At 39.7% G+C, this 15,323-nt stretch carries 12 protein-coding genes; 8 read left to right on the plus strand and 4 right to left on the minus strand.

Annotated features, from left to right (window positions below):
- The coding region (locus M3610_RS19655) for a transposase (protein ID WP_251461619.1) at positions 1-329 on the minus strand (329 nt) is incomplete at its 3' end.
- Positions 330-751: 422 nt separating this feature from the next.
- Between M3610_RS19655 and M3610_RS19660 the strand changes: the two genes are divergently transcribed.
- From M3610_RS19660 to M3610_RS19685, 6 genes are all read left to right on the plus strand, one after another.
- Positions 752-1,438, plus strand: coding sequence for a response regulator transcription factor (locus M3610_RS19660; protein WP_251461621.1), 687 nt, complete (start codon positions 752-754; stop codon positions 1,436-1,438).
- Positions 1,413-3,524, plus strand: coding sequence for a HAMP domain-containing sensor histidine kinase (locus M3610_RS19665; RefSeq protein WP_251461623.1), 2,112 nt, complete (start codon positions 1,413-1,415; stop codon positions 3,522-3,524). Before M3610_RS19660 ends, M3610_RS19665 begins: the two co-directional genes overlap by 26 nt.
- A 167-nt stretch (positions 3,525-3,691) precedes the next feature.
- Positions 3,692-4,018, plus strand: a complete 327-nt coding sequence (locus tag M3610_RS19670) for a hypothetical protein (protein ID WP_251461625.1) — start codon at positions 3,692-3,694, stop codon at positions 4,016-4,018.
- A gap of 139 nt (positions 4,019-4,157) precedes the next feature.
- Positions 4,158-5,150, plus strand: coding sequence for an aminoglycoside phosphotransferase family protein (locus tag M3610_RS19675; protein WP_251461627.1), 993 nt, complete (start codon positions 4,158-4,160; stop codon positions 5,148-5,150).
- Positions 5,151-5,482: 332 nt separating this feature from the next.
- Complete coding sequence (galE, locus tag M3610_RS19680; protein WP_251461628.1) at positions 5,483-6,517, plus strand: UDP-glucose 4-epimerase GalE; 1,035 nt, start codon at positions 5,483-5,485, stop codon at positions 6,515-6,517.
- A gap of 500 nt (positions 6,518-7,017) precedes the next feature.
- Complete coding sequence (locus M3610_RS19685) at positions 7,018-8,127, plus strand: FtsZ/tubulin family protein (RefSeq protein WP_251461630.1); 1,110 nt, start codon at positions 7,018-7,020, stop codon at positions 8,125-8,127.
- 46 nt (positions 8,128-8,173) lie between these two features.
- Here M3610_RS19685 and M3610_RS19690 read toward each other — a convergent pair whose 3' ends face one another.
- The 3 genes from M3610_RS19690 to M3610_RS19700 form a co-directional block, all read right to left on the minus strand.
- Positions 8,174-10,837, minus strand: a complete 2,664-nt coding sequence (locus M3610_RS19690; RefSeq protein ID WP_251461633.1) for an SGNH/GDSL hydrolase family protein — start codon at positions 10,835-10,837, stop codon at positions 8,174-8,176.
- A 501-nt stretch (positions 10,838-11,338) separates the two neighbouring features.
- On the minus strand, positions 11,339-12,196 hold the full coding sequence (locus tag M3610_RS19695) for a dimethylarginine dimethylaminohydrolase family protein (RefSeq protein WP_251461636.1): 858 nt from the start codon (positions 12,194-12,196) through the stop codon (positions 11,339-11,341).
- Positions 12,197-12,389: 193 nt separating this feature from the next.
- The gene (locus M3610_RS19700) at positions 12,390-12,893 is read right to left on the minus strand and encodes a hypothetical protein (protein ID WP_251461639.1); all 504 of its coding nucleotides are present in this window, start codon (positions 12,891-12,893) and stop codon (positions 12,390-12,392) included.
- A gap of 700 nt (positions 12,894-13,593) precedes the next feature.
- Between M3610_RS19700 and M3610_RS19705 the strand changes: the two genes are divergently transcribed.
- Both M3610_RS19705 and M3610_RS19710 read left to right on the plus strand, forming a co-directional pair.
- The gene (locus M3610_RS19705; RefSeq protein ID WP_251461640.1) at positions 13,594-14,343 is read left to right on the plus strand and encodes an IclR family transcriptional regulator; all 750 of its coding nucleotides are present in this window, start codon (positions 13,594-13,596) and stop codon (positions 14,341-14,343) included.
- A gap of 16 nt (positions 14,344-14,359) precedes the next feature.
- Complete coding sequence (locus M3610_RS19710) at positions 14,360-15,313, plus strand: sugar kinase (RefSeq protein WP_251461643.1); 954 nt, start codon at positions 14,360-14,362, stop codon at positions 15,311-15,313.
- Positions 15,314-15,323 lie beyond the last annotated feature (10 nt).

Consider the following 15,323-nt stretch of genomic DNA (forward strand, 5'->3'; position numbering starts at 1 on the left):
TCAAGCCCCAGAGTACTATGATCGAAACCGCTAAAAGCTACGGGTACACCCAAAAATTGTTTTAAATGAAGATGATAAAGAATAGCCTCTTCCATTTCACGGTCAGAGTAATTGTGATAGCGTTGCATAAAATGAATCTTTAATTTTAAGGAAGGTGCATAAGGACGTTGTCCATTAGGGGAATACAAAGGAGCACAGAGTTTATCCGCAAAGGAGAAGTCAACCACTTGTTCTACTCGACTCCAGAAAGGATGGGGAGGAACCGAAGAGTAGACTTCATAGTCTGAGAAGGTTAACTGACCAAATGTTTTATATTGAATGTGCGCCATCACAATCACTCCAAACCTAAGATATATCTTAATTTTACCTTACATATGGAGTGAAATGATGAGAAATTAAAAAATCTTGAAAGTATGTGAAAAAGGAGGTTTTATGAGTTAATCGACAGTCTCAAAATTCCGCTTATTTACCCCGAAACGAGCTCCAATTTTCATTTAACCGGAAAATCTCCGCTTATTACATTTGCTGACTACGGTTACTCGATGAATGAAGGACAGGCCTTCTTATTTAAAAAGAAATGCAATTCTATAAACTAATAAAGTTGCTCGCCAAATTTACTTTGGCGAGTTTTATTTATGTTAAGAAAATCTTAAGATTTTCATCATGTGTTTGTTAAGATTTACTTGATATGATTCTTTTTGCAGGCATACTAAAAGGTAATAGTAAAGGCCAGAGTGGGGAGTGAATTTCCATGAACGTGTTGGTTTGTGATGATGATAAGGAGATCGTCGATGCGATCGGAATTTATTTAGAAAATGAGGGATATCAACTATTTAAAGCGTTTAATGGTTTGGAAGCCATCAATCTCATCAAAGATCATGAGATTCATCTGATTATCATGGATATTATGATGCCAATGATGGATGGGTTAAGGGCCACGATGAAGATTAGGGAAGAAAATAATATCCCGTTGATTATGCTTTCTGCTAAATCGGAGGATTCGGATAAAATTCTCGGTTTAAATTTAGGGGCAGATGATTATCTAACCAAGCCGTTTAATCCCCTCGAGCTGATTGCAAGAGTTAAGTCGCAACTGCGGAGATATACCACATTGGGAAGTCTTGAAACGAAGCAGAATGTCTTTCGGACGGGGGGGCTGGTCATTGATGATGAAAGTAAAATCATCACAGTCGATGGGGAAGTGGTCCATCTTACACCGGTGCAGTATAAGATTTTGAAATTGCTGACGGCTAACGCCGGAAGAGTTTTTTCGATTGAGGATATCTATGAAAGGGTATGGAATGAAACTTCATTTAGTCCTGAAAATACCGTATCCGTACATATTAGAAAAATAAGAGAGAAGATTGAAATCAATCCGAAGGAACCGAAATATTTAAAGGTGGTGTGGGGAGTTGGATATAAAGTTGAAAAAATTTAGCCACTTATTAACAACGAAAATCATTGTTTTGATGATTGCAGTCGTTTGTTTGACAGGGATCATCAAAGCGGTGATTCAGGTGGAGGTAGTCCATGATGGTTATTTTGGCATGGTGATGGAAGAGGACTATCTTTCAAGTAATGCATATATTAGAGAAAATGAAAAGATTGTGGACAATCTTACTACCCTTCTTAGGGAATATAAGAGTGAGGACCATATTTTAAAAGGCGGGTCGATTGGTGAAGAGAGGTTAAGGATGGAGACGATGGAGTTATATTCCGATTTTGAGCTCTCTTCTAAGGACTATCGGCCGGAATTAAGGGAAGCGGAGAACTATTCCGCATTTACAAAAGAGTATGCTGACAAGATTGCTCAGGTTAAGGAAAGATTGATAAAGGAAGATTTAAGAACTTATCATAGATTATTACAAGAGCTCACGGAGCAGAGAAATCCGTTGTTTTATGCCAGTGATGGTGTGAATGTCTATACGAACACGACAATGAAAGAAAAAAGCCAGTTTAAAGAGTATCCTGCATATCTGGTGTTTGGGGATTATAAGAAAGAGGTTTATCCAAGCGAAATCGAAGAGAATGAGCAATTTCGATTTATTACAGATCCAATTGAGGAATTGAACCAGGACAAGACGGTGGTATATATAGCGTTTACCGACGACTTTTTAAGCCAGAAAATAAACGAGTGGAATCAAGATAAAGCACTGGTCACAAAGAATCTTTCAATTTTAGCAGCATTTTTGCTAGGTTTCCTCCTTTCGTTTGGCTATCTCCTCCTCGTTACAGGAAGAAGGTCATTTAAAGATGACCATGTACATCTTCATACAGTAAACAGACTATACAATGATATCAATATCGCGCTATGTATTAGCTTGATTACCATTTGGGGAACATCGATGGATAATGTGGCACAACAAAACATTGATAAAATCGCTATTCCTATCACGATCCCGATTTCAGCCGTCGTATTTGTGCTGATTCTCTCATTGGCTAAACATATTAAAAATAAAACGTTCTTTAAACATACCTTGATTTTTGCGATCATCCATAAACTTATCACCATTGTAAGAAATGTCTATGAGTCAGGAAATGTCGCGGTTAAGACGGTATTAATCGTCATTGGCTACCCATTATTGGTTGCGGTAACGTTTTTTATGTTCCCGGTTACCATTGGTCTGGCAGCCTGGTTTGCTTATAAAAAAGTTAAGAGTTTTCAAGTGATTCAGGATGGAGTGGAAAGGATTAAGGCTGGAAATCTTCAGCATCGAATCGATGTAGTGGACCGTGGGGAGTTTAAAACCCTTGCGAACAATATCAACAGCATCACGGATGGATTGACTATGGCTGTTGATCGTGAACTCAAAAGTGAGCGTTTAAAGACGGAGTTAATCACCAATGTATCTCATGATATTCGAACACCGTTAACCTCCATCATTACGTATGTGGATTTACTAAAAGGGGAGGAGGCCACGCCAAGAGCTGCCGAATATATCGAGATCTTGGATCAAAAATCAAAAAGACTAAAACTACTAACCGATGATTTATTTGAGGCTGCCAAAGCGACGAGTGGAAATATTTCCGTTGATTTTGAGAAAATTGATATTGTGTCTTTAATTACCCAGGGGCTTGGCGAGGTAAATGATAGAATTGAAGCCTCCCACTTGCAATTCAAGCTGAATCATCCCAAGGATAAGATGTATATTAAAGCGGATGGAAAATTACTTTGGAGATCGATTGAAAACTTATTATCGAATATCTTTAAATATGCGCTCAGTGGTTCCAGAGTCTATATCGATATCGAGGCTGACGATCGTGAGATTCAGCTTAGCTTTAAGAATATTTCCGCCTATGAGTTAAATATTTCAGCAGATGAATTAATGGAACGTTTTAAGCGGGGCGATGAATCCCGATCCAGCCAGGGCAGCGGGCTGGGGTTATCAATTGCAAAAAGCCTCATCGAAGCTCAAAAGGGTAAATTTAACATCCACGTGGACGGAGATTTATTTAAGGCTGTGATTACTTTCCCTATGGTGCCTGACACCCACACGAAAGATGTGACCGATCATCCTTTTTAAACCGCTTTACAGCAAAACTCTGTACTTGTTACAGAGTTTTTTTTATTAAGGGGGCGGCGGCCTATGGTTACGCGTTGGGGAGACTTAGGTTAGGTACCCTGCCATCGGTCAATACATATAATAAAAACTACAGGAAGTTTATTGATTTAATAGAAGGAGAAAATTTTATGCTTACTGAAGCGGATGCATTTAGAAGAGACGGCTTTATAACGGTTACCCTCTTTGGGCGATTGCCCACACCGTGTGATGAAGTAGTAGTACTCGGATATTATCCAGCAAACGAATTTGGTCCTGCTCGAGTTTTTCTTAGAGAAGGCAGAAAACCTGGAATGGAAAATATGTTTTGTATACAGACATTAGGGAAAATATGGAGTATCAATCGGATCATTCCTGACCGATATTCTCCGATTGTTGAGATTTATATCAATGACCAACTGGTTAGGGAAATTCGGGTGATAGAATTTACAGAATTGGGATTTCATAACCTGCATTAAATGATATATTTAACACGACTGATGATCTTTAGTTTGTGTAACTACCTGATGCCAAAGTGAGAATCAGAGCTGCCGGTGTGCAGCTCTTTTTTGTACGAATAGGGCAGGATAATATTCAAAAGGAAGAAAAGGAGAACGGATGGAGATTAATAATAGGATTACTGCTATATTGAATGATAACTATGGAATTGAAGCAACTTCAATAGAACAACGTCCAGGCGGCTGGTCGGCTTTAGCATTCTTCGTGGAAGATAAATGTGAAAAGTATTTTTTAAAAGTATATGACAAAAGAAAGCCGTCCATTGTTCCGTGGATTGAGGCAATTGATAGATATACTCCCTTAGTAAAGTGGATGTATAACCATACTGATTTAAGAAACAATCTTGTTAATCCAATCTTAACCAAATTGAAAAATAATAAATGCGAGGACGAGCAGTACGTTTATTTACTTTCAGAATATATTGAGGGAACTACAGTTGCCGACCAACAGCTAAGTCAAAATCAGGTAAATGAGCTGGCTAAGATTCTTGGAATACTTCATAATAACACTTCTAACATCCCTTATGAATTAAAACAGCAACAAGTAAACGAAAGTTTCGACATAGATTTCTGCGAAAACTTATCTTCTTTTATTCATTACGATTTGGATCATACAGATGATAACGTTTTAGAAATTGTGAAGCCTTATACAGGCACTTTATTAGATAAGATTAACAAAATGAGGTATTTATCTAATAATTTGAAAAGAAAACCCTGCCAGTTTGTTTTGTCCCACGCAGATGCTCATAATTGGAATGTGATGCAAGGGAAATCCCTTATGCTTATTGACTGGGAATGTCTAAAACTTGCTCCACAAGAACAAGACTTGATTTTAATCATTACAGAGCCATATGCTAGACATTTCTTAAATGAATACAAGAAATATATGAAATATGAGACTCCTGATTTGGATGCCTTTGAATTTTATTTCTTAAAGAGAAAACTTGAAGATATTTGGGAGTGGATTAAGAATTTACGTTTTGAAGGTCTTGTAAAATCAGAAGATGTAACACTCGAGTTTCTAAAGTCGGGCCTTGATTCCTGCACAAGAACTGAGAGCTTTCGGTCGGACATTCAAAAAGTCTTTAATTAAAAGGTAAACTAAACTAAATACTCTAGTTGAACTAGCGGTGCCTGACACCACCCCGTTTAAAGTTCACCTGAGTCATTAATAGATCAAGTGGAAAATCCCCTATCATGAGCAGATAGGGGATTTATTATGTAATTAATAAACTTTTTAAATAGTAACTAGTCTATGTTAGAGCTGATTTTTCAAAAAATTAACAAATTAGGAAGCCCTAATGAGTAATTTTTATGTATAATAAAATTAGAATATTCGGTATTTTGTATTCATTTAAGTTGAATTAAACAGCTTCATCTTATGCATTTTGAGTAAATAAGTGCTTATTAAAGGAGAGTTGGTCAATGGCGATTTTGGTAACAGGCGGTGCTGGATATATTGGAAGTCATACTTGTGTAGAGCTGCTATCTGCAGGCTATGAAATTATTGTTCTAGATAATTTATCAAATAGTAAACCTGAATCACTAAGTAGAGTGAAAGAGATAACTGGTAAAGACTTTTTGTTTTACGAAGTTGACTTGCTTGACCGAAACCGACTTGAGGATGTGTTTTCAAACCATTCGATCGAAGCTGTTATCCATTTTGCAGGACTCAAAGCGGTTGGGGAATCCGTTTCGATCCCTCTCCATTATTATCATAATAATATCACTGGAACGCTTGTTCTTTGTGATGTGATGAAGAAATATGGTGTGAAGAATCTTGTATTTAGTTCATCTGCAACTGTTTATGGTATGCCAGAACGGGTACCTATTTCTGAAGATTTCCCACTAAGTGCAACCAATCCATATGGCCGGACTAAGCTTATGATAGAAGAAATTCTTCGTGATCTACATATTGCAGATGATAGCTGGAGTATTACCTTATTGCGTTACTTCAATCCCATTGGAGCTCATGAGAGTGGCAGGATTGGGGAAGATCCCAATGGTATCCCTAATAATTTAATGCCGTTTATTACTCAGGTGGCTGTTGGGAAAAGAAAAGAGTTACAAGTGTTTGGAAATGATTATCCAACGGTGGATGGTTCAGGTGTAAGGGATTATATTCACGTCGTTGACCTTGCACTAGGCCATTTGAAAGCGCTTGAAAGAGTAAAGTCTTCCATTGGTGTGGATGCTATTAATCTTGGAACCGGAACTGGTTATAGTGTATTAGAAATGGTAACAGCTTTTGAAAAAGCAGCTGGTGTGAAAGTTCCGTATAAGATCGTGGAGCGCCGGCCTGGAGATGTGGCCGTTTGTTATGCCGATCCTTCAAAGGCAAAAAATGTACTAGGATGGACTGCTGTAAGAGGAATTGAAGACATGTGCAGAGATTCTTGGAGATGGCAGGAGAATAATCCGAATGGGTATGAGACGAATATAGTGGTAGAATCAAAGTGAATGTTAACTGAAGGAAACAGGTACATACCGAATATGGTGTGACTGTTTCCTTTTTTTATGGGGAGAGTTGACATTTTTCTCAGGTGTCCTAGTGGGAAAATCTAGGAATGATGGGAGCTGAAGTAACTTTTAATTAAACGTTTGTGTAGTTTCGAAAATGTGAGGGTTTGGTAGAATTATGTAAGTTGATGAGAAATCCATCTGATTTTGTTAAAAGATAGGGTATTTCCTGCGAAATAATAAATTATTTTCGACATTCTTCTTGTCTATTTTGCTGAGGGAATTCATATATATCAGTACTTGTAGAAGTTTTAACCAAACGTTTGAATAGTATAGCCTAAATGGTTTTTTGGCGAAAGAGTGTCGGTTCACGGCGTTGGCCAAGACCCTGGGGACGGTTTTCATGACCCTCCACACGAAATTAAACACCATTTTTAAAATGAAAAAGTCTAAATTCATAAAACTTGAGTATTATCATATTAGGATAAGGAGGCGATCTGGTGAAATCAATTGGAATCTTGGGTGTAGGTCAAGCAGGCGGTAATATAGCTGAGATAGCAACAACCTTGGGCTTTCAAACTGCCCTCATCAACACGAACCAACGAGATGGGATAGTCAACACCAGGGTGGAAAGAAAGTATTTTGTCCCTGGTTATAATGGTGCTGGTCAAGATAGATCCATAGGATTAAGAGCTGTTAAGGAAAATTATCGAGAGTTGATTGACTTTGTAAAGGGGTCCTTTAAAAACATAAGGCTGTTATTGGTGGCCTTCTCAACCGACGGTGGTACTGGATCAGGAATGAGCCCTTTATTAATTGAGATGTTATTAGATCACCTGCCGGGTGTCAACGTTGGGGCGATTGCTATTTTACCTGAGCGAAACGTGTTAGCTGGAAACCGAATCAATGCTTCTGAATGTATTGAAGAGATTTCCAAAATTGAATCGATCTCTTCAGTATTCCTAGTAGACAATGATCAGATGCGTAAGCTTAACCCACAATCCAGTAAACATCTAATCTATCTTTCTTCGAATCAACAAGTCATGGAAGCCATAAACAATGTCCTGCGAGTCACAAATAAGAGTTCTTTTTATGGTAACTTTGATGAGTCGGACCTTATGAATATTCTTAATACCAGAGGAGTAACGCTTATCTCTTCTGCCACGATCACAGACGCGAAGACGATGTCTGACGCCTCTAGAGAAATTCACCAATCTTGGATTAACTCCATATTCTGTCCTGTTGAATCAGCAGGTGTCATTCGAGCTGGTTTAATCTATGAAGGACCAGAGAATATGTCGAAGCTCATTAATATACCATCTATCTTTGAAAGGATTGGAGAGCCCTTACAATTATTCGAAGGAACATATTTCTCAGAAACTGACCCTACGATAACAACCATTCTAGCGGGCTTTTCCTTCCCAACCCGGCGTCTGCTATCACTAGAGGATTCCCTCGAAAAGAACAAAGATCGTTTACAAAACCTAGTCATCAAGGAACAAAGTCAGCGGTATGAGTCTAAAGTATCCTGGGCATCCGGCCTAAAAGCAAAAAAACCTGATAAACAGGCAGGACCAGTGGCGTCCAAGTTTCCAAAGAACCAGAAATAACGAATCATGCAAAAAGACGAATCCGTGTGGATTCGTCTTTTTTTACTTATAAAAACGGGTAGATAGCATTTGCGTATGCCATTGCCCCTTTATTGTTAGGATGACCCATTGAAGCTCGTTTGCAGATTTCAAAGTCTAATCCCGTACAGCCAGCTTCAGTGCAAGAGATCAGCCGATCAGCAGCGATCAAATCTTGTGGGGACATATCTAAATTAATTCCGAATAAATAAGGATCTTTGGTAAGTGCAGAGTGTTCAACACCAATATTTGGATCGGCGAAGAAAAAACGTTTTTCGCCAGGCAAGGCAGCATTTGTTTCATCAACAGCTTGTTGAAGAAACAATTTGGACTCGGTAGCAAGCTGCAGGCTTCTCGCATGGATTTTCTGCAGGTGATGTTCAGTCAAAAATCCAGCAACAACACCGCCAGGCAGCCCCTCAGTTGCAATTCCTAAAGCGACAAGTAAAACTTCTACAGCGCTTAAATCACTGTGTTCAGAAACAGGGGGATAGTATCCAGTTACAATTACCTTGGCATTTGGAAAGGTAGTTGCCACTTTAGAAAATAACGTTTTACTATTTTTAAGAAAATGAGTCCGATGAAGGGCACTCAAATCATCATTAATAAAAGGATTCAGGACGGTTCGCATATTAACATCATTGATGCCTCCATCCAAAATGATAAGATCTACCTCAGTTGGTTCCCCGACAAATAGATCACACTGCTGTAGGATGGTCGGATAAGAAACAGGCACTTCTCCATTTACTGCGGGAGTGTTTGTATGATCATCTACTCCAATCGTTGCCCCAGAATGGGCAAGCACTTGGGTATAGAATCCGATATTTCCATTTCGGGCTTTAACGGCATTGCCGACGAGGGAATAGTGCTTTTCATGTTCTGGTAAGCCTTGACCCCAAGATACTGAATCACCAATGACAAGCATATGAAAGGTATCCAATACTAAATTGAGGGTGTTAGATGGCGTTCCATCTGATAAAATCACGCGCACTGCCGCATGCTCACCTGATGGGTTTTCTTCGATTGTAGATGGTCTAATCAATGTGAACTCCAGCTGGGTAGGGCTTACCAACGTAACATCCGGCATATCTTGATCATTGATCCGAACAATGGCATTTTCTGAAAATCCACTGCCTATTAATGTTACCTTTTGCCCTGGCTTGATTCGCATCTGTTTATTTTCTTTATTATCTTGCTGAACAGAGTCGACTTTAGGTTTAATATACAATGAGGCTTTATTGGATAATGTTCCATCCGATTGTTTTACCTGAAGTGTGTGCTGCCCTCCTCTTATAAAAGGAACCGAAAATTGCAGGGAAGTATCACTGTATACGTTTGTTGGCACAGGTGAACCATCGATTAGCACGACATCCGATTTCGTAAAACGTTTGCCTGTTAATGTTACGCTTTCTGCTGCAAAGGCATAGGCGGGAGTTGCTTCAAAAATTGCCGGTTCTAGTAATTTTCTGCGGAAGTCATCGGCATCGATGACACGCATACTTACTGGATCTGGGAGTTTCCCGCCATTATAGCCGCTCGCGCCTTGACCGGAGTAGGCACCATCAGGACCTCTCGAGCCAGCGGTTCTTGGTCCAGGTCCACAAACGGCACCAAAGTTTGCTTTAAGCGAATCTCCAACTGGTCCTCCAGCGCCGCCTGAACCCGGATAACCAGGCTGGCCTCCAGCTCCACCGCGGCCGCCATCCACGGTTATGTAAAAACCTTGAAGATATTGATTGATCACGTTCTGAGGGGCATAAAAAGAAAGCTTTCCACCGTACCCGCCATTGCCTCCATCTCCGCCCGGACCTGCATTTCCTCCAGCTCCTCCGTTGCCGCCTGCCCCTGCCCCTGACTTACAGAATCCTGACCAGTCTAATTGGGCAGGTTTTCCTTTTCCACCTTGGCCGCCATTCCCGCCGTCCTGACCAGAACCACCGGTGATTCCATCCTGTCCCCTTAAATCAAAAGCAGGACGTCCAATCAAATCAAGAACCCATAATTCTAATTCAGGTGCACTATTTCCATCGGGGCCTCTGCCGCCTTTGACACCATGTATACCATTTGTCCCTGTAATGCCTACTAGGGTAGTCGAAGTTGGTGCTTGAGGTGGTGTCCCAGGTTTCCCAGGTTTAGCGGGACTAAATTTACTTGGCCTTTCCCATGTAAACGTAACATTTTGGCCAACCGTAATTTTTTCTGCAATTAAAATAAGATAACGCTGAGGCTGCTTTAGAACCACTGTTGTATTGTCCTGTAAATTGATTTCTGTTGCTACCCAATAAGCGGTATCTACATTAATCTGTGTGGTAATACCGGGTACGGAAGCAGCAGTTACTGTTTTAGATGGTAATGGGACTGCTTTCAAAATAGTGGCCTGGCCTCCAACAGGTTGAAGTACGGGTGTGGCTGCCGTGTTCGTGACTTTATACGCCGACTGGAAGTATGCCTGTGTGGCCGTGGCCGTTAAATTAGGATCAGGCTTTGTAAGCCCTGCTTGAGGGATTAAATTACCTGATAAATTAAGTGTTCCAAGGGATGATAGGGAAGTAATTCCCGCGGATTCTAGAACTGCCTTGTGATACTGTAATCGGTCCTGGCTTGAACTTGTGGCTGAAGTGATGGTGTTAGAACTAATGGAAAAGGATTTTCGAGCAATTGGGATAAATTGTGTTCCTAGAGTTGTAGACATGTGATTCCTCCTGAGATAAACAATGTTTAGGCGTTTATCATCCAACAAACCAATGAATTACCTAGTGATCCTTAAAATCACCCAGTATTTCTTTTACTACAGAGACATTAAAAGTTGTGAAGGACTTGATAAAAACCCGATTAACAATATATTTGAGAACCAATAAAACTAGACCAATATTTTAGTGAAGGTCTATTTAACATAAAGTTTGATAAACCAATGAAGTCAAATGAATCAGGAAGAAATTCATAAGGGTGAAGAATCGACGGGATAGCTGCGGAAATATGCTGTATATCAATGCTAGGGGAAGGGAAGAGTTTAAGACAATCTTTTTATGTGTGGAGTGAGATAAATCTTGTAAATGAGTATCGTTATTATGAAACAAAAGGTGCCCTTAACAACATCTTAAGGGCACCTTTTGTTCTTTTATTTTTTTGATAATAAGCGGACACATTTTGTCATTACTGGCTCCATTGCTTGCTGCATTATCGTAGATAAATTTTACGATTCTCGTAAAATAGGAAGGGTGCAACAACGGAAGGAACCTCCAGATTTAATGATTTCTGTGATATCCACCTCAATAACTTCAAATCCCCGGTTACGAAGCTGTTTGTTTACCTTCTCATTGACCGGCAGACTAAATACCCTTTTGTTGCCTATACTTAATACATTTGTGCCCAATTGAAATTGTTCTTCTTGCGAAACCTCAATTAATTCATAGCGTGAAGCAAAAAAATCGATGTCTTTTTTCCTTAAGGCATTTGGATAAATAAGGGCCACTTCTGGTGAAACGACATTAAATATACAATCTAAATGCAGGTATTTATCTTTAAATGGGATGGTAATGACATTGAATTGAGTCAACAGACTCTGTAAATGTTCAGCTGCTTTTTGGTCCGTCCGATTGCTGAGCCCCACGTAAATTGTCTCTCGATCAATCACAACATCTCCGCCTTCAATTCGTTCCTCGTATAAATTATAATAAGAGATTTCTTCATCCTCCAGCCATTGTTTTAAAATGTCTTCCTCCCCTGCACGAACATCTGTTGCCATCTTGGCAACAAAGATTGTTTGCCCTAGTGTAAAACCAATATCCCGAGTAAATACTTGTTCAGGATATTTTTTATGGTAAGGCAATAAACTAACTTCGATACCATGTTTCTTCAGTGTTTTAACAAATTCACCGTGCTGTTCAAGCGCACGTTCAATATGGATCCCTTCATTTTTAAAATGCTCTTGTGTTTCATTAATTACTTCGCGGATTGTCATATATTGAGGCTGACAAAGGATTACTCGTCTTAATACATCGTATTCACTCATGCAAAAAGTCTTGTTGTTTGTTATTGGGCTTTCTGTCATTTTTTCGCCCTCCTGTATGCTCTTTTTAATCTAGGTTTTCCTATACAATTCTTTATTATTTACAAACCAACAGTAGGAAAAAACTCTTTCACTAAAGAATCTTTGATTAAAGAAATTTAGTCATTTATGAACAACAGTGCCTGACACCACCCTCATTATTCAAGGGGGGTGTCAGGCACTGTTTTTTTGGTTATTAAATAAACACAAACATATGGAAAAGAAATACACCTAGAAACACAAATGCTGTTATGAGATGGAATTTGCGACGGAAGCCTGATGCTTTTTTGTGCCGTAAATAACCAGCAAACAGAGTGAACAGAAGGCATAAAATAGCCAAGTAGCCACTTAATAGCTTCAGGTGGTTAAATCCAATCACTGGCCCTAGTTCAAAGAGGTTGATTAAGGCATGCCCAAAGATGATGGTTGTCCCGTAAAGGGCAATCTTAATATGCCACTTCATTAAATATCTAGAAAACTTTGCAAGGCTGATTTTAACCTTTCGCAGAGAAGTCTTTCGTATAACTAGAAAAATAAAATACATATTGATATTTATAAGAAATAAAATGACTCCAATTTGGGCTAAAAGCTGTGCGGTTATAAGGATGGAGCTATCGTGAGGACGTAAAAACCAGATATATACGATTGAAAGGATGATGGCAGCAATGTTTACAAATATCCAAAGCTTATGGTGGTGCATATTGAACCCCCTTTTGCTATAGCTTACCAAGGCCGGAATCCTCCTTCAAGCGCAATGTGTAGAACTTACGGAAATGGATAAAATATATTAGGAATTAGGGGTAATCGGAGAGATACTTAGGACATATTTACCCTGGTGCCTGACACCACCCGCTTATTGGTTGGGGGAACATGTTTAGGCACCCGACTAGATTAATAGGCGGAGAAATTCCGCTTATTTTGAAATTATCATTAAAAATAGCGGAAATAGACGGAGAAATTCCGCCTATTTACTCGAAAAGCATGAAAATGGGGGGGTTTTGCACTACATAACCGGAAAAACTTCCCTTATTTACCCCAGAAGCGAGCTCCATTCTGCTATTAACCGGAAAAACTCCGCTTATTTTCCTTCCGCTGGTTACTTAATGAAGGGCAAACAATGGACGCGAGATGAAAACCATAAAACCAAAGGTGCCTGACACCACCCACATAATAGCATGGAGCATGAAAGGCATAACTAGTTAAAAATGACTAGTTGTGCATTTTTGTGTGCAAAACTCCCGATTGTCCCCGAAAAGACATTTCCAGTGGAGTCATTATTTTTTTGTGAACGGTTGCATTAACGCCCTTGACGGAGGGATTGAGTGGTGCTATTATGTGTCTACGATAATCACATATAGGATTTAACATCACATATGTGATTTGTAAAAAGGAGGGAGAGTATGTCGGTAAAATCGGCTGAACGAGTTCTCCGGGTATTTGAATTACTAGCCCATAATCCTGATGGGTTATCGATTAAAGAGGTTAGTGAAAAACTGTCATTTCCGCAGAGCAGCACATCGAACCTTATGGCCACTCTTTTAAAACAAGGGTATTTAAGTTTAGACAACATGAAGAAATATAAGCTTGGAGCAAAGTTAGTTCACATTGGCACCATGGCTATGGAGAACTTAGATATTTCTCTTCAAGCGAAGCCATATCTTGAAAAATTAATGCACAGTGTTCAGGAAACGGTATTTATGGCAACGCTGTCTGGGGAAGAGCTGGTCTATCTTACTAAAATAAACAGTAATCGATCGATTCGAACGACCGCTCAAACGGGATACAGTAAACCGCTTTATTGTACGGGGTTAGGTAAAACTTTTTTAGCGAATATGGCAGAGGAAGAGAGAAAAAGCATCTTAGATCGGATTGACTTAGTACCGATCACCGCGAAAACCATCACCAATAGGGAAGAGTTAGAGAAAGAACTGTATCAGTATTCATTAATTGGCTACACCATTGATGATGAAGAAAATGAAGAAGGATTATATTGTGTGGCAGCTCCCATTTTTGGTGCAGACCGAAGGATTCAAGCTGCTATTAGTGTGGCAGGTCCAAAAGAACGGATGCTGGCTCAAAAAGCAGAGGTAGTGGAACGCGTCCTTTGGACATCAAAGAAAATATCTGAAAGTTTGGGATGTATTTTATAAGAAACAGGGTGAGTACATGGATGTTATTAGCATTGGGGAAACGATGGTTTTACTAACCCCAAATACGCCTGGGAAAATGCGCTATTCCAATCAATTTACCTCGAAGATAGCTGGTGCAGAAACAAATACGCTTATTGGGCTAGCTAAGCTTGGCCATAAGGCGGGGTGGATTAGCCGGTTAGGGAGAGACGAATTTGGAGCTCAAATCTTAACTGCCATTCGCGGAGAAGGTGTAGATATTAGTCGAGTGGCTTTGGACGAGAATGCTCCAACAGGTGTATTTTTTAAAGAAATTATCAATCAAGATCGGGTTAATATTTACTATTATCGAAAAAATTCAGCAGCGAGTCTGCTCACCCCTGCTGATCTTGATCAGGAGTATATCGCTCAGGCGAAATTCTTATATATATCAGGAATTACTCCCGCTCTAAGTCCATCGTGCAGAGAGACCATTTTTTATGCGATTGACATAGCTAAGGGTAACGGGGGAAGAGTTGTGTTTGATCCAAATATTCGCAGGAAGCTGTGGGAAGATGACGAAGCAAGGGCAACCATCTTAGAAATTGCAGGGAAATCAGACATTGTCTTACCTGGGATTGGTGAATGTGAATTTTTGTTTGGTACAAGGGATTGTGAAAAAGCAGCTCGTTCCTTCCTTGCTTTAGGTGCAGAGACCGTTGTCGTCAAGCTTGGTGAGAAAGGTGCTTATTATTCTACTTCAGCTGAAAATGGATATATTGATAGTTTTACAGTTAGTAACGTAGTCGATCCAGTCGGAGCAGGAGATGGTTTTGCTGCAGGAGTACTTTCTGGATTTCTCGATGGCCTATCTATTGGAGATGCCGTGAAACGAGGCTGCGCGATTGGTGCTATGGTTGCTACCATAAACGGTGATATAGAAGGACTACCGGACAGGAGTGAATTGGAGAAATTTACTCAGTCAAACGTAAGGGACGAAGTTAATCGTTAGTTTTTAAAAA

The sequence above is a fragment of the Neobacillus sp. MER 74 genome (assembly GCF_023714155.1).